Annotated in this window: 15 protein-coding genes; 6 read left to right on the forward strand and 9 right to left on the reverse strand. The window is 72.6% G+C overall.

Translation table 11 applies throughout. From position 1 onward, the window contains the following. Window positions 1-7: 7 nt before the first annotated feature. From BMY97_RS07035 to BMY97_RS07050, 4 genes are read right to left on the reverse strand one after another with little or no spacing between them, the layout of a single operon-like run. Complete coding sequence (locus BMY97_RS07035) at window positions 8-1,627, reverse strand: dipeptide ABC transporter ATP-binding protein (protein ID WP_091614170.1); 1,620 nt, start codon at window positions 1,625-1,627, stop codon at window positions 8-10. 4 nt (window positions 1,628-1,631) lie between these two features. After that, entirely contained in the window at window positions 1,632-3,323 is a 1,692-nt protein-coding gene (locus BMY97_RS07040; RefSeq protein ID WP_091614173.1) for an ABC transporter substrate-binding protein, read from the reverse strand. A gap of 18 nt (window positions 3,324-3,341) precedes the next feature. Then, window positions 3,342-4,340: an ABC transporter permease gene (locus BMY97_RS07045; protein ID WP_245787189.1), complete on the reverse strand. Its 999-nt coding sequence runs from the start codon at window positions 4,338-4,340 to the stop codon at window positions 3,342-3,344. Continuing rightward, window positions 4,337-5,272 carry an ABC transporter permease gene (locus tag BMY97_RS07050; protein ID WP_091614175.1) on the reverse strand — a complete coding sequence of 312 codons (936 nt, stop codon included), beginning with the start codon at window positions 5,270-5,272 and terminating at the stop codon, window positions 4,337-4,339. The genes BMY97_RS07045 and BMY97_RS07050 overlap by 4 nt, the downstream gene beginning before the upstream one ends. 231 nt (window positions 5,273-5,503) lie before the next feature. Between BMY97_RS07050 and BMY97_RS07055 the strand changes: the two genes are divergently transcribed. After that, the gene (locus tag BMY97_RS07055; protein WP_091614178.1) at window positions 5,504-6,592 is read left to right on the forward strand and encodes a mandelate racemase/muconate lactonizing enzyme family protein; all 1,089 of its coding nucleotides are present in this window, start codon (window positions 5,504-5,506) and stop codon (window positions 6,590-6,592) included. A gap of 405 nt (window positions 6,593-6,997) precedes the next feature. Here BMY97_RS07055 and BMY97_RS45825 read toward each other — a convergent pair whose 3' ends face one another. Together BMY97_RS45825 and BMY97_RS07060 are read right to left on the reverse strand one after the other, a co-directional pair. Next, on the reverse strand, window positions 6,998-7,210 hold the full coding sequence (locus BMY97_RS45825; RefSeq protein WP_143086139.1) for a DUF6372 family protein: 213 nt from the start codon (window positions 7,208-7,210) through the stop codon (window positions 6,998-7,000). A 112-nt stretch (window positions 7,211-7,322) separates the two neighbouring features. After that, complete coding sequence (locus BMY97_RS07060) at window positions 7,323-9,596, reverse strand: FUSC family protein (protein WP_245787190.1); 2,274 nt, start codon at window positions 9,594-9,596, stop codon at window positions 7,323-7,325. An 88-nt stretch (window positions 9,597-9,684) separates the two neighbouring features. Here BMY97_RS07060 and BMY97_RS07065 point away from each other — a divergent pair, with 88 nt between their 5' ends. Both BMY97_RS07065 and BMY97_RS07070 read left to right on the forward strand, forming a co-directional pair. Continuing rightward, entirely contained in the window at window positions 9,685-10,182 is a 498-nt protein-coding gene (locus BMY97_RS07065; RefSeq protein WP_091614181.1) for a MarR family winged helix-turn-helix transcriptional regulator, read from the forward strand. Window positions 10,183-10,195: 13 nt separating this feature from the next. After that, the gene (locus BMY97_RS07070; protein WP_091614185.1) at window positions 10,196-10,900 is read left to right on the forward strand and encodes a DinB family protein; all 705 of its coding nucleotides are present in this window, start codon (window positions 10,196-10,198) and stop codon (window positions 10,898-10,900) included. Between the two features lie 4 nt (window positions 10,901-10,904). On the opposite strand, the gene BMY97_RS07075 is transcribed toward BMY97_RS07070, so the two are convergent. Beyond that, complete coding sequence (locus BMY97_RS07075; RefSeq protein WP_091614674.1) at window positions 10,905-12,500, reverse strand: acyl-CoA synthetase; 1,596 nt, start codon at window positions 12,498-12,500, stop codon at window positions 10,905-10,907. A gap of 94 nt (window positions 12,501-12,594) precedes the next feature. Between BMY97_RS07075 and BMY97_RS07080 the strand changes: the two genes are divergently transcribed. Then, window positions 12,595-14,835 carry a serine/threonine-protein kinase gene (locus BMY97_RS07080; protein ID WP_091614188.1) on the forward strand — a complete coding sequence of 747 codons (2,241 nt, stop codon included), beginning with the start codon at window positions 12,595-12,597 and terminating at the stop codon, window positions 14,833-14,835. A gap of 5 nt (window positions 14,836-14,840) precedes the next feature. Here BMY97_RS07080 and BMY97_RS07085 read toward each other — a convergent pair whose 3' ends face one another. Continuing rightward, window positions 14,841-15,314 carry a hypothetical protein gene (locus tag BMY97_RS07085; RefSeq protein ID WP_143086140.1) on the reverse strand — a complete coding sequence of 158 codons (474 nt, stop codon included), beginning with the start codon at window positions 15,312-15,314 and terminating at the stop codon, window positions 14,841-14,843. A 55-nt stretch (window positions 15,315-15,369) separates the two neighbouring features. On the opposite strand from BMY97_RS07085, the gene BMY97_RS07090 reads away from it, so the two are divergent. Then, complete coding sequence (locus tag BMY97_RS07090) at window positions 15,370-16,146, forward strand: hypothetical protein (RefSeq protein WP_091614192.1); 777 nt, start codon at window positions 15,370-15,372, stop codon at window positions 16,144-16,146. A 533-nt stretch (window positions 16,147-16,679) separates the two neighbouring features. On the opposite strand, the gene BMY97_RS07095 is transcribed toward BMY97_RS07090, so the two are convergent. Continuing rightward, window positions 16,680-17,045: a DUF2568 domain-containing protein gene (locus BMY97_RS07095; protein WP_091614195.1), complete on the reverse strand. Its 366-nt coding sequence runs from the start codon at window positions 17,043-17,045 to the stop codon at window positions 16,680-16,682. A 533-nt stretch (window positions 17,046-17,578) separates the two neighbouring features. On the opposite strand from BMY97_RS07095, the gene BMY97_RS07100 reads away from it, so the two are divergent. Further along, the gene (locus tag BMY97_RS07100; RefSeq protein ID WP_091614197.1) at window positions 17,579-18,355 is read left to right on the forward strand and encodes an SH3 domain-containing protein; all 777 of its coding nucleotides are present in this window, start codon (window positions 17,579-17,581) and stop codon (window positions 18,353-18,355) included. The last annotated feature ends 106 nt before the right edge of the window (window positions 18,356-18,461 follow it).

The raw sequence follows: 18,461 nt of genomic DNA on the forward strand, positions 1-18,461 counted from the left end.
CATCGCTTCAGCGGGGCAGGGCGCGCCAGGCCTCCCGGCGCGCCCGCTGCCGCGCGGGGTCCGCGACCGGCGCGGCCGCCACCAGGCGCCGTGTGTAGTCCTCGCGCGGCGAGCCCAGCACCGACGCCACCGGGCCCTCCTCCACGACCTTGCCCCGGTGCAGCACCACGACGCGGTCGGCGACCTGCTCGACCACCGCCAGGTCGTGGCTGATGAACAGGCAGGCGAAGGACAGCTCCCGCTGCAGCTCGGCCAGCAGGGCCAGCACCGACGCCTGCACCGAGACATCGAGGGCGCTGGTCGGCTCGTCCGCGATCAGCAGCCGGGGCCGCAGGGCCAGCGCGCGGGCGATGCCGACCCGCTGGCACTGGCCGCCGGACAGCTCGTGCGGATACCGTCCGGTCCACTGTGGATCGAGCCGGACGGCGGTCAGCAGCTCGGTCACCCTGGCCCGGTGGTCACCGTCGAACCCGTGCACCACCAGCGGTTCCGCGATGCTCGCGCCGATCGTCGCCCGCGGGTTGAGAGCGGAGGCCGGGTTCTGGAACACGATGCCGATCCGGCGCCGCACCTCGCGCCACTGCCGTGCCGACGCCGTCGCCAGGTCGGTCCCGGCGACGCTGACCGAGCCGGCCGACGGCGTCACCAGCCCGGTCAGCACCGACGAGATCGTGCTCTTGCCCGAACCGGACTCGCCGACCAGGCCGAGCACCTCGTCGGCCGCCACGCTCAAGGTGACGCCGTCCACCGCGCGTACCGGCGCCGCGCCGCCGCCCCGGCGATAGGTGACCTCCAGGTCCCGTACCGAAACCAGCGCCTCGGCCGACGAGGCCGCCTCCTCGCCGGCCCCGGTGCCCAGCGACAGCACGGCGTCCAGCAGCTCCCGTGTGTAGGCCGCCTTCGGCGCGGCGAACAGCTCCGTGACGGAGTTCTGCTCGACCACCTGGCCCTCGCGCAGCACCACGACCCGGTCGGCGAGGTCGGCGACCACGCCCATGTCGTGCGTGACCAGCAGGATCGCCGTGCCCAGCCGGTCCCGCAGCGAGCGCAGCAGCGCCAGGATCCCGGCCTGCACCGTCACGTCCAGCGCGGTGGTCGGCTCGTCCGCGACGAGCAGCGCGGGCTCGTGCACCAGCGCCATCGCGATCACCACGCGCTGCAGCTGGCCGCCGGACAGCTCGTGCGGGTACGAGCGAAGCACCCGCCCCGCCTCCAGCTCGACCAGTTCCAGCAGCTCCGACGCCCGCTTCTTCGCTTCCGCACGCGACACCTTGCGGTGCGCGCGGACGGCGTCGACGAGCTGCGTGCCGATGCGGAACACCGGGTTCAGCGCGCTCATCGGCTCCTGGAACACCATGCCGATGTCGCCGCCGCGGACCTCGCGCATCGCGGCGGCGTCCAGGCCGTACAGCTCGCGGCCCGACAGCAGCGCGGAGCCGGTCACCGTCGCGGTCGGCGGCAGCAGGCCAAGCAGCGAAAGGGCGGTCACCGACTTGCCGGAGCCGGACTCCCCTACCAGGGCGAGCACCTCGGCGGGCGCCACCTCGAAGCCGATCCCGCGAACGGCGGCGCCGGCGTCCCCGAACCGGATCGAGACGTCGCGGAGGGCGAGCAGCTGTTCGGTCACGGCCCTACTTCGCCAGCCCGATCTGCAGGTAGTTGGGGTAGGCCGGGAACTCTCCGATGGCGAAGTCGCCGACCTTCGAGCCGTGCAGGAACGAATTGCGGGTGTAGATCAGCGGGACCACGGGCGAGTCCTGCAGGATCCGCCGGTCGGCCCGCGCCCACAGCTTGCCCGCGGCGGCCGGGTCGACGGTGCCCTGCGCCTGCGCGATCAGCGCGTCCACCTCGGGCACCGAGTAGCGCGACTCGTTGTAGCCGCCGTTGCCGATCTCCGAGGTGCCGAACAGCGGCTCGATGTTCGCGTTGGCGCTGGGGAAGTCCGGCTGCCAGGAGCCGAGCGTCAGGTCGTACGAGCCCTCGTTGCCGGTGACCACGGCGGTCCAGGCGTCGTCGTCGAGCGGGCGCAGCTTGGTCCGGATCCCGGCGCGCTGCAATGCGGCCTGGAGCGCCTGGGCCTTGTCGGCGTCGTTGTTCGCCGTCGAGACCGGGAAGTCCAGGTTGTCGAGCCCGTTGGGGAACCCGGCCTCGGCGAGCAATTGCCTGGCCTTGGCCACATCGCCGTTCGGCGGCGCCGGGTACAGGTCGAACACCTCGCGCCCGGCGATGCCCTCGGTGATCAGCGTGGTGGCGATCGGGCCGGCCAGATCGGCGCTGCCCGCGCTGGCGATCTGGTACGCGGTCTTGTCCACCGCGTACTGGAACGCCTGGCGCACCTTGGGGTTCGCCAGCGGCCCGCGCTTCGTGTTGAGCGCGAGGTAGGCCAGCGCGCCGGACTTCGAGGTGACCAGCTGGGTCTTCGCCGCCGGGTTGCTCCGGACCTGCGCGAGCTGCGCGGGGTTCACGAAAGACGAGCCGAACGCGGTGGCGTCGTTGCCGGAGCCGGCCAGCAGCCGCTGGGCGACCACGCCGGTTTCCTGGCCCAGCTGGATCACCACCGAGTCGGGCAGGCCGCTGCGCGCCGGGTCGGACTTGGCGTCCCAGTTCGGGTTGCGGGTGAGCCGGATGGACACGCCCTTGGTGTAGGCGGCCACCTGGTACGGGCCCGAGCAGACCGGGGTGGAGTCGTAACTCGCGTCCGTGCCCTTGCCCTTCGGCACCGGCGCGAACGCGGGCATGCTGACGATCCACGGCCAGTCGCCGTACGGCCGGGCCAGGTGGAACACGATCGTCTTCGGGTCCGGCGTCTCGATCGAGGCGAGGTCGCCGCCCTTGAACGGGCCGGTGTAGGAGGAACCGCCCTCCAGCAACGTCTTGTGGTAGCCGAGGCCGCCGGAGAACGCGGCGTCGAACGAGCGCTCGATGCCGTACTTGATCTCCGCGCTGGTGATCGGCGTGCCGTCGGCCAGCTTCTGGCCGTCCTTGAGGGTGAACGTCCAGGTCTTGCCGTCGGCGCTCGCGCGGCCGGTGTCGGTGGCGAGGTCCGGCACCACGGTGGCCGGGCCGTCGGCGGAGGTCTTCCACGCGGTCAGCTTCCGGTGGATCAGGCCGATGGTGGTGATCGCCAGGTTCTGGCTCTTCGCCGGGTCCAGGTGCTGCGAGGTCTGGTCGGTGAGGATGTACAGCGTGCCGCCGGCCGAGACGGCGACGGACTGCCCGCCGCTGCCGGGCTGCTCGTTCGCGTTGCACGCGACGAGGAACGCCGCGGCCCCCGACACGCCGGCCGTCAGGCCCACTGCCCTCAGGAAGTCTCTGCGGTCCATGGTGTTTCCCTTTCTTGCCTACGTGAGCCGGGCGCGGGGGTCGAGCACTCCGTAGAGCACGTCCACCACGAAGTTGGCGAGGATGACGAAAAAGGCGGCGAACAGCGTCACGCCCATCAGCACCGGCAGGTCCACCTGGTGCACGGCGTCGACCATCAGGCCGCCGAGGCCGGGCAGCGCGAACACGCGCTCGGTGATCACCGCGCCGCCGAGCAGTGCGCCGAGGTCCACCGCGAACACCGTGATCACCGGCAGCAGCACGTTGCGCAGCGCGTATTTGCCGATCACGGTCCGCTCGGGCAGCCCGACGGCGCGCGCGGTGCGGATGAAGTCCTCGCCGAGGATCTCCAGCATCTGCCCGCGGGAGAGCCGGCCATACACCGCGGCGTTGATGAACGCCAGCACCAGCCACGGCAGCACCAGGTGCCAGGCCCAGCCGACCGGGCTCTGCGCGAACGCGACGTACCCGCTGACCGGCACCACGTCGAGGGTGAAGCCGAACAGCAGGATCCCCAGCAGCCCCACCAGGTACGCCGGGGCCGAGACCCCGGCCAGCGTGACGGTCATCGCCACCCGGTCCGAGGCCTTTCCCCGCCGCAGCGCGGAAAACACCCCGGTGGCGACGCCGGCGACCAGCCAGATGAGCGAAGCGCCGATGGCGAGCGAGACCGTGACCGGCAGCCGGTCGCCGATCAGCGACAGCACCGGCTCGTTCTGCTGGAACGAGTAGCCGAAGCACGGCGCGCCGCAGACGATCGCCGTCGCGCCGGTGCCGAAGGTGCGGCCGCCGAAGATGCCGCCGAGGAAGCCCAGGTACTGCTGGATCCACGGCTTGTCGAAGCCCATGAACTGACGCGCGACCGCCAGGTTCTCCGGCGTGCACGGCTTGCCGCAGGACATCCGCGCCGGGTCCGTGGGCAGCAGGTAGAACACGGCGAACGTGGCGAAGCTGACCACCAGCAGCACCACGAGCATGCCGCCGAGCCGGCCGCCGAGGAAGCGGAGCGCGCGGTTCACCGCCGCACCGCCGTCTTCGGGTCGAGCGCGTCCCGCAGGCCGTCGCCGAGCATGTTGAACGCGAGCGTCGCGAGGAACAGCGCGGCGCCGGGGAAGATCAGGAACATCGGGTCGGACTGCACCCAGTTGATCGCGTCGCTGATGGACCGGCCCCAGCTCGGCGTGGGCGGCGGGATGCCGACGCCGAGGAACGACAGCGCGGCCTCGAACCCGATGTTCGCCGGGATCGTCACCGTGCCCAGCACGATGATCGGCGCCCACAGGTTCGGCAGCAGCTCGCGGCGGAACACGTGCGCCCCGCCCGCGCCGAGCGCCCGGGCCGCGCGGACGAAGTCGCGCCCGCGCAGGCTGAGCGTCTGCGCGCGGACCACCCGGGCCACCCGCGGCCAGCCGAACAGCCCGATCACGGTGATCAGCAGCAGCGGCCGCGGGATGGCGGCCGGGGCCACGGCGCCGAGCGAGATCATGAAGATCAGCTGCGGGAAGCCGAGCAGCACGTCGGTCACCCGGCTGACCACCGAATCCCACCAGCCGCCGACGTAACCGGCGCTCGCGCCGAGCAGCACCCCGAGGACGACCGAGACCGCGGTGGCGGCGACGCCGATCAGGAACGACGTGCGCGCGCCGTAGGTGACGATCGCGAACAGGTCGCGGCCGGTCAGCGGCTCGACGCCGAACCAGTGGCTGCCGCTGATCCCGCCGAGCGCGCCGGCCCCGGCGCCGTTCGAGGGATTCAGCAGTTCGGTGTGGTACGTGTACGGGTCCTGCCCCTCGATGAGCGCCAGCAGCGGCGCGGCGACGGCGGCCACCACGATCAGCACGATGATCACGGCACTGGCCTGCGCCCAGCGATCGCGGCGCAACGCGTGCCAGAGGGTGCGGGAAGCCGCGGCGGGCACGGGCGGACCACCCGGCGACAGGATGTCGGACACGGTTCCTCAGCGGCTCAATGGATCTTGACGACGGAACTCTAAAGAACACGAAGGGAATTCACCATGTTGGCCTAGTGCCTCCCACATGGTGGACAAAGTACTGCCGCCCGGCCCCGATCGCACCAGGACACTCAAAACCGGCAAAAGGCCACCGCGGTTGACAGCCGGTCACCTCGACCGCAAGAATCCTATAGGATTTTGCGCTTACTGTGGTTCAGCGAGGGAGGACCGGTGGCTGCCGTCACGAAGGCCGAGGCGTTTCTCGTCGACCTGAAAGTGGAGCAAACCCGCACCGACGCGGTGCAGGCGTTCCTCAAGCAGGAGACACTCTTCGTCGAGCTGACCACCGCCGACGGCGCGACCGGCCTCGGCTACTCCTATACGATCGGCACCGGCGGCACCGCCGTGCTCGCGCTGCTGCGGGACCACCTGCTCCCCCGGCTCGTCGGGCAGGACTCGCGACTGGTCGAGGGCATCTGGCGGGACCTGTTCGCCTCGACGCGGGCGACCACCGTCGGCGCGATCACCTCGCTCGCGCTGGCCGCCGTCGACACCGCGCTGTGGGACCTCAAATGCCGGCGCGCGGGCGAGCCGCTCTGGCGGGTCGCGGGCGGGTCCGGCCCCCGGGTTCCCTTGTACGACACCGAAGGCGGCTGGCTGCACCTGAGCACCGACGAGCTGGTGGCCGGGGCGGCGAAGTCCGCGGCCGCGGGCTGGGGCGGCGTCAAGGTCAAGGTCGGGAAGCCGACCGCCCGCGAGGACCTGGAGCGGCTCACCGCCGTGCGCGAGGCCGTCGGCCCCCGGTTCGACCTGATGGTGGACGCCAACCAGTCGATGACCGCCGCCGAGGCGATTCGCCGCGCGAAAGCGTTCGAGCCGGTGGACCTGTTCTGGCTGGAGGAGCCCCTGCCGGCCGACGACGTCTCCGGCCACGCACGGCTAGCCGCGGCCACCTCGATCCCGATCGCCGTCGGCGAATCGATGTACTCGCTCGCCCAGTTCCGCGACTACCTCCACCGCGGCGCGGCGTCGATCGTCCAGGTGGACGTCGCGCGCGTCGGCGGGATCACGCCGTGGCTGAAGGTGGCGCACCTGGCGGAGGCGTACCACGTGGAGGTCTGCCCGCACTTCCTGATGGAGCTGCACGTGAGCCTGACGGCGGCCATCCCGAACGGCCGGTACGTCGAGCACATCCCGCAACTACGCGCGATCACCACCGCGGAGATGACGATCGAGGACGGCCATGCGGTCGCGCCGGAGACCCCGGGGCTGGGCATCGCCTGGGACCACGACGCGATGGACAACCGCCGGGTCGCCTGAGCCGGGCCCGTTCCACCGTGTCCGCGCCCGAGCGGCCGACTCCCCCACAGCGGCAAGGCACCCGGCTCCACCAGGACAGCAACGTCGCGTTCTCCGGCCAGGCGCCCGATCCGCCACCGCCGCAGCAGCACCCAGGCGGCCGGCTCGGCCACGCCCGGCCAGGCAACTGGTCCCGGCAGCGTGCGCGACTCCACCACAACAGCCACACCCGACCAGCCAACCGGCCCCGGCAGCGTGCGCGACTGCCCCACAACAGCCACACCCGGGCCACACCCGGGCAGCCAACCGGCCCCGGCTGCGTGCGCGACTCCACCACAACAGCCACACCCGGCCAGCCAACCGGTGCGCCCCGGGCGGCCGATTCCGCCACCGTGCCCGCGCGGCCGTTCCCGAGCAGAGCGCGGACTACCCCCGCAGCCCCGTGATCCCCGCCCGGGCCGGGACTCGCGCGGCCGTATGGCAGCCGAGGCAGGCGGGCACCGCTCGCGCGCCCGGGGGCGCCGGCATGGCGACGACCGCGCCGGGGGCCGCGATCTCGTCGCAGACCTCGTGGTGGTGGCCGAGCACCGCGCACACGCATTGGCACAGCCGGACCTGGTTCCGTGTTCCCGCAGGCATCCTTGCCTCCTCACCGGTGAGCCCCAGCACCACCAGGAAACCGCGACCGGCCGTCGGCGGCCGCGGTTTCGGCGGGCGGGAGGGCGTTCCGGGCAAGAGGTGTGCGCGGAGGTCAGCCTTCCCCGGCCTGCGGCAACGCCGCCCTGGACTCGGGCAGGCCGGCCCGCACCTGGCGGTAGAGCCGCGGCACGGTCGTGGTGGGCAACGACGGGGCGGCGCGCAGGTCGACCGGGCCGGTGGCGGTGAGGTCGCGCAGCACGTGGTACATGTGGCTCAACGCCCGCAGCACCGGGTCCTTCGCCCGCTCGCCCGGGGCGGCCGGGGTGTAGGCGAACAGCGCGACGTCGGCCTGGGCCAGCGGGTGCGCCGCCGTCGGCTGGGGGCCGCCCGGGGGCGCGGCGGCCAGCTCCCCCACCGCCGCGGCCAGGGCCGTGCACGCCGCGACCGGGCCGTCCGGGTGCGCGGCGCAGGTGCTCGAAGGCCAGCGCACCGCGACGGCCAGCGCGCGGCCGTGGGTGGCCAGCGCGGCGTACAGCGAAATCCGGTGCCGCAGCCGCGGTGAGTTCGTGCCGCCGAGGATCGGGCGCTTCAGCGGCCGGGCGACGAGTGCGAGCTGGTAGAAACGGTGGTCGAGGGCGCGGGCGAGCGCGTCGAAGTCCGCGGCGGGCGCGCTCCGCTTGCGGTCCAGCCGTTCCGCGGCGGCGGTGAGCAGCTCCCCCAGCGCGGTCAGCAGGTTGTCCCGAGCGGTGCGCACAGTGTCGCGTGTGGACAGTGGCGTGACGAGCAGCGCGACCACCAGCCCGACCGCCGCGCCCGCCGCCGTCTCCTCCAGGCGGAGCACCAGCAGGCCCGCGGAGAACTCGTGCAGCACGGTGTAGAGCTGGCCGATCATGATCGTCATGAAGAAGATCATGTAGGCGTAGGAAAGGCGCAGCAGGTAGAAGCCGCAGAACATGGCGCCGCAGATGGTGATCAGCACCGCGGCGGTGTTGCCCGCGGTCAGCTCGGCGAAGCCGATCGACGCGAGCAGGCCGACCAGCGTGCCCAGCACCCGGTTGAAGCCCTTGATGAACGTCTCGGTCCGCGTCGCCGTGCCGGTGAACATGATGAACGCCGCGAGCACGGCCCAGTAGTACCGCGCCGAGGACAGCTCCTTGCCGACCAGGATCGCCAGCCCGCCCGCGATCGCGCCCTGAATCGCCTGGCGGCTGACGAAGTCCAGGCGCGCCAACGGGTTCCAGCCGCGGTGCCGGGCCGGCACGTCACCGGCCATGGCCGCCGAGCCGGGCAGGTTGCCGAAGGCGAGCCCGACCGCGGGCTCGAACTCGTCGGCCACGTCGGCTCCCCGGTCCTCCGGCCGGGGCGCGTCGTTCAGCACCGTGACGATCTCGAGCGCCGCCGCGGCGAAGTGCCGGGCCGGCCACCAGCCGCCCGCCGTGCCGCCCGCGCGCTCGGCCAGGCTCGCCAGCCGGTACGCGACCTCGCTCGCGCCCCGGTCGTCGCGGCGGGCCAGGCGGTCCGCGACCTCCGCCGCGAGCACGCTGAGGCCCGAACCGCTGCGTACCAGCGCGTCCGCGGCCGTGGCGAGCTGGTCCAGCAGGTGGTGGGCGTCGACCATCGACCGCCGCAGCGCCCCGGGCGAGCGGCCCGCGGGCAACGCGCCGGGCTGGGCCGACCAGCCCTCCACCATCAACGCCGCCTCGGCGAGCCGGGCCTGCCGCGCCTGGAGCCGCCGGCGCAGGCGCCGCTCCCGCTTCGGCTCGGTGTTCGCCAGCAGGTCGGCGCAGGTCCGGGCCAGCTCGCGGCCGCGGGCGTCGAAGGCGCGCAGCACCCGGCGCAGGGTCCGGGTCGAGTTCGTGCGCAGGACCGTGACCGAGAGCAGCAGCACCCACGCCGTGCCGAGCGCGATCGCGATCAGCAGCCCGGGCAGCATCGGGAGCGTCGCGTGCAGGAACGACGCGAAGAAGTACCCCATCCAGCCCATGAAGCCGTAGAAGAAGAACGCCGGGCCGAAGCGGCGCACGAACACCGCCACGAACATGACCACGACGAACACCCCGAGCATCAGGTCGGCATTCGTCCCGACCGCGACCCCGAGCAGCATGCCGAGGCCGAGCGCCACGGGGAAGAACACCGCCGTGCGGGCCTTCACCCACACGCTGCTGCCGTCGCCCAGCGCCATCGAACCCATCATCGCGACGATGGCCCCGAGCAGCATCGAGATGATCGTGCCCATCGAATCGGCGCCGCTGGCCTTGGCGAACGCGTACTCGACGCCGAGCGCGCTCCCCATCGCCACCGTCGCCGAACCAGCCGAGCGCAACCGGCTCAGCCCCGGGTCCGAAGCGATGACCCGATCCCAGATTTCGGTCCCTCTGGGCAGCACAAAACCCACCTTTCCCGGCGAAATGAGTGATCCTCGGTATGATACCGGTAATTATCGGTGTCATACAGGTGTTTCGGAGGACTCGTCCATGGAGCGGACCTTCCACGCCGGCGAGCTGGCCGATCGGCTGGCCGAGACCGGCGACGCGCTGGACGTGCTGGAGCTGGCCACGGCCGTGCTCGTGCGCAACTTCGAGCTGCTGCGGCGGCGCACCGGCGTCTACGCCGAGCTGGACCAGTCGGAGTACCTGCTGCTGCGCACGCTCGACGAGCTGGGCTCGGCGGACATCGGCACCCTGGCCGGCGCGCTGGGCCTGGACCCGTCCACCGCGGGACGGCAGGCCTCGGCGATGCTGGGCAAGGGGCTGGTCGAACGCGGGCCGGCCGCCTCGGACCGCCGCCGCACCATCATCACCCCGACCGGGGAGGGCCGCCGCCTGATGGACGCCACCCGCACCCGGCGCCGGGACACCACCGCCGCCCTGCTCGGCGACTGGACGCCCGACGACCTGCGCACCTTCGCGCACCTGCTGAACCGGCACAACAGCGCCGTGGCCCAGCGGTATCTCGTTTCGGCAGCGGACTGACTAGCCTGTCCACATGCGACGCTTCGACGACGAGGACCTCACCGGCGCGGAGTTCCGCGAGTGCGACCTGAGCCGGGCACGGCTGGTCGGCGTGGTCATGCAGGACGCCGAGATCGACGGCCTGATCAGCGGCCTGGTGGTCAACGGGGTCGAGGTCGGCCCGTACGTCGAGGCCGAACTCGACCGCAGGCACCCGGTGCGGCTGCTGATCCGCTCCGACGAGCCGGCCGATCTGCGGGAGGCCTGGCGGCAGCTGCGGGACGGCTGGGCCGCGACCGCCGAGCGGGTCCGGTCCATGCCCGAGGGCAGCGAGCACCGCGGGGTCGACGGCGAATGGTCGATGGTCGAGACCCTGCGTCACCTCGTGTTCGTGCACGACTCGTGGTTCCGGCGTTGCGTGCTCGGGCTGACCGAGCCGTTCACGGCCATGGGGCTGGGTCCGCCGTACGTCGCCGCCCCGGAGCTGGACCGATCGGCCCGCCCGGCCCTCGACGAGGTGCTCGCCGTGCGCGCCGAGCAGGCCGCAGGGATCGAGGAGTGGCTGGCGCAGGTCACGCCCGAGCAGCTCGCGAGGACCGCGCCGGTGCCCGAAGACGAGCGATGGCCCCCGTACGCGAAGGGCCGGCGGGTGCGGCAGTGCCTGGGCACCGTGCTCAACGAAGAGCGGGAGCACCACGGGTTCTGCGTGCGGGACCTCGACAAGCTGGCGGCCCGCTGACCCGTCAGCCCGCCGTCTCGGCCAGGCCCGCGTGCCGGGTGCGCAGCTCGCGCTTCACGATCTTGCCGCTCGGGTTCTTCGGCAGCGCATCGGTGAACACGACGTACTTCGGGCACTTGTACCCGGCGAGCCGCGTGCGCGCGTGGGCGATCACCGCCTCGGGCGTCAGCGTCACGCCCGGCAGCGGGACGACGGCCGCCGTCACCGCCTCGATCCAGTGCGGGTGGGCGACGCCGAAGACGGCCACCTCCGCGACTCCGTCAAGCTGGTAAAGGACTTCCTCCACCTCCCGGCTGGCCACGTTCTCGCCGCCGGTCTTGATCATGTCCTTCTTGCGGTCGACGACCGACAGGTAACCGTCCTCGTCCAGCACGCCGAGATCGCCGGAGTGGAACCAGCCGCCGTCGAACGCGGCCGCGGTCTTGGCCTCGTCCTCGTAGTAGCCGAGGGTCGTGTGCGGGCTGCGGTGCACGATCTCGCCGACCTCGCCCGGCGGCACCGGCCGGCCCTGGCTGTCGACGATCCGCGTCTCGACGTTCAGCGACGCGCGCCCGGCCGAACCCGCCTTCGGCAGCTGATCGTGCGGGCGCAGGATGGTGGCCAGCGGCGCCATCTCGGTCTGGCCGTAGAAGTTCCAGAACTCGACGTCCGGCAGCCGCCGGGCCAGCTCCCGCAGCACCTCGACCGGCATCGGCGACGCGCCGTAGTAGCCCTTGCGGAGGCTGGACAGGTCCGTGGTGCCGAACGCCTCGTGCCGCAGCAGGGAGATCCAGACGGTCGGCGGCGCGAACAGCTTCGTCGCGCGCTCGCGCTCCACCGCCGCCAGCAGCGCCGCCGGGTCCGGCCCCGGCAGGATCACGCTCGTCGCGCCGAGGTACACGTCGACGGAGAAGAAGCAGTCCAGCTGCGCGCAGTGGTACAGCGGCAGGGAATGGACCTCGACGTCGTCACCGCTCATCGATCCGTCGATCGCGCACGAGGTGTATTGCGCGATCAGCGAACGGCTCGACAGCATCACGCCCTTCGGCCGCGACTCCGTGCCGGAGGTGTACATCAGCCGCAGCGGGTCGTCGTCGGCGACGAGGACGTCCGGGGCGCTTTCGTCGCCGGGCCCGTCGATCCAGGCGTCGACGTCGTCCCAGTCTTCGGCCGTCCCGCCGATCCGGCCCCGCACCACGTCGCCGAGCCCGGCGCGGTCCAGCGCCTCACGCGCCACCGTGAGCAGCGCGTCCTCGGCGATGAGGCCGGACGCGCCGGCGTGGCCCAGGATGAACGCGATCTCGTCCGCGCCGAGCATGAAGTTCACCGGCACCAGCACCACGCCGAGCTTCGCCGTGGCGAACACCAGCACCGCGTACGGCCAGGAGTTGTGGCTCAGCAACGCCAGGCGGTCGCCCTTGGCCAGCCCGCGCGCGGCCAGCCGGTGGGCGCAGCGGTTCACCGCCGCGTCGAACTCCGCGTAACCCACCCGGCGCTCACCCGCCACCACGGCGAGCTTGTCCGGATGGCGCAACGCCGTCCGGCGGAGCAGGTCCCCCACGGAGTGCTGGCGGGCGCGCTGGATCGCTTCCCCGGTTTCGGCGCTGAACGGGCTCGGCATAGCGGGAGTCTCGGCCAAGCGACCGGCGCGCGCAAGCCATCGGTGCGGCCGTTCGGCCCAGTCGGTAAACTCCGGGCGCACCTCGGGGGAGATCGTGGACGACAGCAGCAGCACCGACGCGCCGGAGTCGCCGGACCGGCCGGACCTCACCGCCCGGCTGCCGCGGTTCCGCCTGGTCCGGCGGCTGTCCCGGACGAACATGAGCGAGGTCTTCCACGCGCTCGACCTGCGGCACGGGCGCCCGGTGGCGCTCAAGGTCGTCGGCCGCGAGTTCCTGGCCGCGCCCGGCGCGCGGGCCCGGTTCGAGCGGGAGACGCGGATCGCGCTGGGGCTCGACCACCCGAACATCGTGCCCGCCTACGACGCCGGCCATTCCGCGGACGGCGAGCTCGGCTACCTCGCGATGCGCTTCGTCGAGGGCACCGACCTGGGCAAGGTGCTCGACCAGCGCCGGCTGCCGTTCGCGCGGACGGTGGAGATCGGCCGCGCGGTCGCCGCCGCGCTCGACACCGCCCACGCCCAGGGCCTGGTGCACCGCGACGTCAAGCCGGGCAACATCCTGCTGGAAAACGGCACGGGCCGGGTCTACCTGTGCGACTTCGGCATCGCCCGCGCCCTCGACCCCGCGCTGACCCGGGTCACGGCCACCGGGGGCTTCCTCGGCACGCGGTACTACGCGGCCCCGGAGCAGGAGAACGGGCGCGAGGTCGGACCGGCCGCCGACGTCTACGCGCTGGCCTGCGTGCTCTACCACTGCCTGGCCGGGCACCCGCCCGGCGCGCACTCGGACTTCGCGCATCCCGGCCTGCCGGCCCTGCGGCGCGCGCTCGACCAGGACCCGGCCGCGCGGCCCGCGACCTGCCAGGCGCTGGTCGACGACCTCGTCCGCACCACCCAGGAGGCGGAGCGGGCCGCGCGGCGTAAACGACGCCTGCGCCTGATCGGCCTGCCCGCCGCCGCGCTGGTGGTGGTCGCGCTGCTGGTGGCCTGGTTCGCCACCCAAGGACCGCCCGCCGCGGACAGCCCGGCACTGGCCGGCGTCCCGGCGGCGCTGCGTGCCGACTGCGCGACGGCCGACCACCCGGTCGCCGGCGCCGCTTCCGCCGTCACCTGCCGGGATCCGTCCGGCCAATCCGCCACGACGAGCACTTTCACGGACTCGAAACAGGCCGAAAGCGCGTACGCCGCCGCGCTCGCCGACTCCGGCGTCGCCCCGCGCCAAGGCGACTGCACCACGGCGACGGGCGGCGAACACCGTTACCCCGCAACAGGTCCAGCGCGTGGCCGCGCGCTCTGCTACACGCGAGACGGAACGTCCACTGTGGTCTGGACCGACGAGGCAGCCCACTCGGTCAGCCGCGCGGAGGCACCCGACGACGCCGCCTTGCGGAAGGCATGGACCGGCTGGGTCGGCAACCCCGCCTTCCCGACGCGGGACGAGAGCGCGCTCGTCGACGTCGCCGCGGGCACCGGCTGCGCCCGCGCGGCCGCGGCGGACCTCGACGCCTACCCCGGCGCCGTCGCCGGCATCACCTGCACCCCGGCGGGCACCGGCGCCCGGTCGGTCTCCTACTACCGCTTCGCCGGGCTGCCCGCCCTGCGCACGGCCTTCACCGGGCTGGTCACCGCGGCGAAGGCGCCGAGCGGCAGCCCGTGCCCGGGCACGCCGTTCGTCGGCACCACCCGGTTCGACTGGCTCAGCGTCGACCTCGGCCAGGTCCTCTGCCGCCCCGGCCCGGACGGCACGGTCGCGATGGACTGGAGCCTCGAGGCGTTCTCGATGATCGGGCACGTCACGGCCGCCTCCCCGGACGCGGCCGGCGGCTGGTGGACGCAGTGGCACATCGCGCCGTTGAGCCGGATCGTCGACGCCGTCAACACCAGTGCCTCGCCCGCCTTCCCGGCCCCGGCCGAGCAGACGCTGCTCGGCCACGTGCCGGCGCAGTCACGGCTGAACTGCGTGCGCCCGTCACCGGACCAGAAGTGGCAGGACCTCGGCGCGGTCGCCCCCGTCGCGGCGGTCGCTTGTGGACGGACGAGCGGCGCCGGGCTGGTCGTCTACTACCAGCTGCCCGACGCCGCCACGATGGGCCAGGTGTTCAACAGCACCGGCGACTCCAAGGACCCCTGCACCAGCCTGCCCAAGGACTTCGCGGGCGACCAGCCCTACACCCGTGACGGCCGGACCGGCCGCCTCGCCTGCGGCACCTACGAAACCGGCGAGCGGTATCTCAAGTGGACGGACGACCGGACCCGCATCGAGGCGGTCGCCCACCGCGGCAGCGAGCCGTTTGTCCTGATCGACTGGTGGACCCACGACGCGGGGCCGGCGTGAGCGGCTCAGCCGTTGACCGCGCCGCCCACCGAAGCGCTGCCGCTGACGTGCGTGCCCGGTGTCCCGGCCGACCCGCCGTGGGTGCTGCCGAAGGGCTTGCCGTCGAACACCGCGAACATGTCGATCCCGCCCTGGCCGGTGCCGGAGTAGTCGATCTCGAGCGTCCACTGGTGCGGCTTGCCGTCGGCGGCCACGGTCAGCGACTCGCGCCACGGCAGCTTCACCGCGCCGGTCTGCTTCTCGACGCCGTCGAGGGAGTATTTGATCGTGGTGATGTCGCCGCTGCCGGTGGCGTTCAGGACCAGCGTGTGCGGCTCGCGGTCCGGCACCTTCGGCGAGGTCGGGGCCGCGGACGGCTTCGGTGGCGCTGGGCTGCTCGGGGCGGCGGGGGCCGGGGCGCTGCCGCAGGCGGCGAGCACCACCGGCAGCACGGCGAAGGCGGCTGAAACGGCGAGAACCCGCCTGGTACGAAGAAGCATGCGCGTACGGTATCGGCCCGGCACGGGACCGGTCCCCGATTCGAGAGGACCCGAGTTGACCATCTTCCGCGCGGAAGGCCCCACCCCGGCGAAGCCGCCGTGGACGAACCCCGGCGCCATCGTCGTCCGCGGGCTCACGGGCACGGCCGGCCTGCTGCCCGAGGAGTTCGCCCGGCTGCCGTTCGGCCGGAGCCCGGGCCCGGACGGCGTGGTCGCGGGCGAGGACGACCAGCGGGTCAGCCGTGAGCACGGCGCGCTGGTCCACCGGCAGGGCTGGTGGTGGCTGAGCAACAGCGGGCACACGCCGATCGAGTTCTCCCCCACCCGCCAGCTGCACGCCGACGACGACCCGGTGCCGCTGCCGCCGGGCTACACGACGTTGCTGGTGGTCGGCTCCGGCGGGCGCAAGCACCCGCTCGAGGTGCACGTGAACACCCCCGAGCACCACCGCCCGCTGCCGGTCGCGGGCCCGACCCTGACCGGGCACGTCTGGGACCTCGACGCGGACGAGCGGCTGGTCCTGGCCGTGCTGGGCCAGCAGTACCTGCGCCGGGAGCCGCACCCGCAGCCCATGGGGCGGGCCCACGTCACGGAACTGGTGGCCGAGCTGCGAAAGCTCGACGCCCTCGAACCATGGGACGTCAAGCAGGTCGACCGCGTGATCGCCCGCGTCCGGGACCGCCTGTCGGCCCGCGGCGTGCGTGGGCTCAAGCGCAGTGAGGTCCCCGAGCCGATCGGCAACTCGCTCAACCACAACCTGCTGACCGAACTGACCCGCACCACGAACACCCTGACCCGCGCCGATTTGGCACCACTCGACCGGCTGGATTGAGCCCCTTCGGGGTGGGCTGAGCCGATCCTGGCTGACCCGATCCGGCTGGACTGGGCCAGGCAAGCTGAGCCGAATGAGCCGAGCCGATCCGGCTGGACTCGACCAGGCAAGCTGAGCCGAATGAGCCGAGTCGATCCGGCTGGACTGGACTGTTCGAGCCGGAATGTTGGGGCTGGACTGTTCAGGGCTGGACTGTCGCGATCCAGCCGAACCAACCGGGCCGAGCCAATGCGACCGGACTATTCCCGCTGGGCGGTTCCTGCCCAGCCGAACCAACCCGGCCGAGCCAATGCGACCGGACTATTCCCGCTGGGCGGTTCCTGCCCAGCCGAACCAACTCGGCCGAGCCAAGGTAACTGGACTGTTCCGCAGGGCGGGTTCTGATCCCGGCTGGACTGTTCCGGCCGGACTGAGCCGCTCCGGCATACCGGCTCCCGGCAACCGGCCGAGCCGGGAGGTTCCAGCTCCATGCGACAGGCCGCGCGCTCGGGCAACCGAGGTGACTGCGCACCGCGTCCGGGCTAGCGCCCCGCTCAGCTGTCCTTGGCGAAGACGCGCACGGCGATCGCCGTCGCGACGCCGAAGGCCGCCAGCACGATGCCGACCAGGAGCAGACCGGCGGCGTTCAGCGCGAGGGCCGCCGTGGCGAAGAGTGCGAATTCGAGGATGAAGCGCGTCGGCTCGGGGGCGCGCCGTTTGGCCCGCGGCGCGACGACCAGTGCCCAGATCACCGCCGCCAGTGCGGGCCACAGCACCGCGCCCACGATGTCGAACAGCACGCCGCCGCCGAGGCGCGCACCCGCCACGGCGAGCCCCGCGAGCAGCGCCAGCTCCGTGAGGAACCGGACGACGAGCACGAAGCCCGCGAAGCCGCGCAGAACGGGAGTCGAGGTGGTCATGCCCCGCAGCGTAGCGGCCTGTCGGAGGCCGCGAGGCAAGACCGCCCGACCTCGCCGCCGGGGAGACGTCCCGGCGGAGCGGGCCGCCCGACCTCGCCGCCGGGCAGACGTACCGGCGGAGCGGGCCGCCCGACCTCGCCGCGGGTAAGACGTTCCTGCTGCCATGGCCGTGCCACGTCGCCGCTAAGCAGACATTCCCGCTGTCACGGGCCGCCCGACCTCGCCGCCGGGGAGACGTTCCTGCGGCGCGGGCCGCCCCGCCTCGCCGCTGGGGAGCGTTCTCGATTCGAGGTGCTGCTGGAGCGCGCGCGAGGTGGCTCGCACCGCGCTGACCGCCACCCTCTCCCCCGGCAACTTCACCGGCGTAAGGCTCAGCGCCCGAGGTGCTTACCGACGCCCTCCTGCCGGGCGGCGTCGAGCGGCGTGTCCGCTTTGTCCGGCATAACAGAGCGCCCGCGCCATTTTGTACGGCGCGTGTACCGGCTCCGGCCAGTCTGTCCCCACACCCACTGGGGACGATGGAGGAACCGAAGATGAGAATCGCGAAACGCTCGCTGGGCATCGCGGCCTTCGCCGCGGCGATCGCGCTGAGCGGGATGGCGCCGGCGATGGCGGCTGCCTCGAACGGCACCGTGCACACCGACTCCGGCGCGCCGCTGACCGTGCGCTCCGCCCCCGGCACCGGCGCGAGCTCGGTCGGCACCATCGCCGACGGCACCGCGATCGTGATCGACTGCCAGACCACCGGCGACAGCGTGACCGGCAAGTACGGCACCAGCACCATCTGGGACCACGTGCCGGCCAGCAACGGCTACATCACCGACACCTACGTCTACACCGGCTCCGACGGCCGCATCGCGCCGGACTGCACGAACGTGCCGAACCCGCCGGCGAACACCTGCTCCACCACCGGACTCGGCGACGGGAAGACCTGCGCACAGGCCGTCGCGTACGCCAAGACCCGCGTGCACACCAACAACATCGACTCCTACAACGGCTGGTGCGACCGCATCAACGCGCAGAACTACGGCTTCTCGGCGAGCGGCTCCACCACCGCGTACGTGCACTGGACGCAGATCCCGGCCGCGTACAAGCACGCGGGCGACCAGAACGTGCCGGCGGGCGGGCTGGCGTTCTTCTCCAACGGCGGCTCGGGCCACACGATGATCTCGATCGGCGGCGGCCAGTTCCTGTCGAACGACATCCACGGCGCGGGCAGCTACACCCAGACCACCATCTCCGAGATCAAGAGCAAGTGGGGCCAGACCTACCTCGGCTGGTCGCAGCCGTGGTTCAAGGTCAACCACTGACCTGAAACCGGCAGCCGAGGGCCTCGTCCGGGAAGAACCCGGCGGGGCCTTCGCTGTCCCCGGAGCCGGCCGTCCGCGCTGTCAACCCCTTCCGAACAGCCGTTTT

It is taken from the genome of Amycolatopsis saalfeldensis (assembly GCF_900110575.1).
GTDB lineage: Bacteria > Actinomycetota > Actinomycetes > Mycobacteriales > Pseudonocardiaceae > Amycolatopsis > Amycolatopsis saalfeldensis.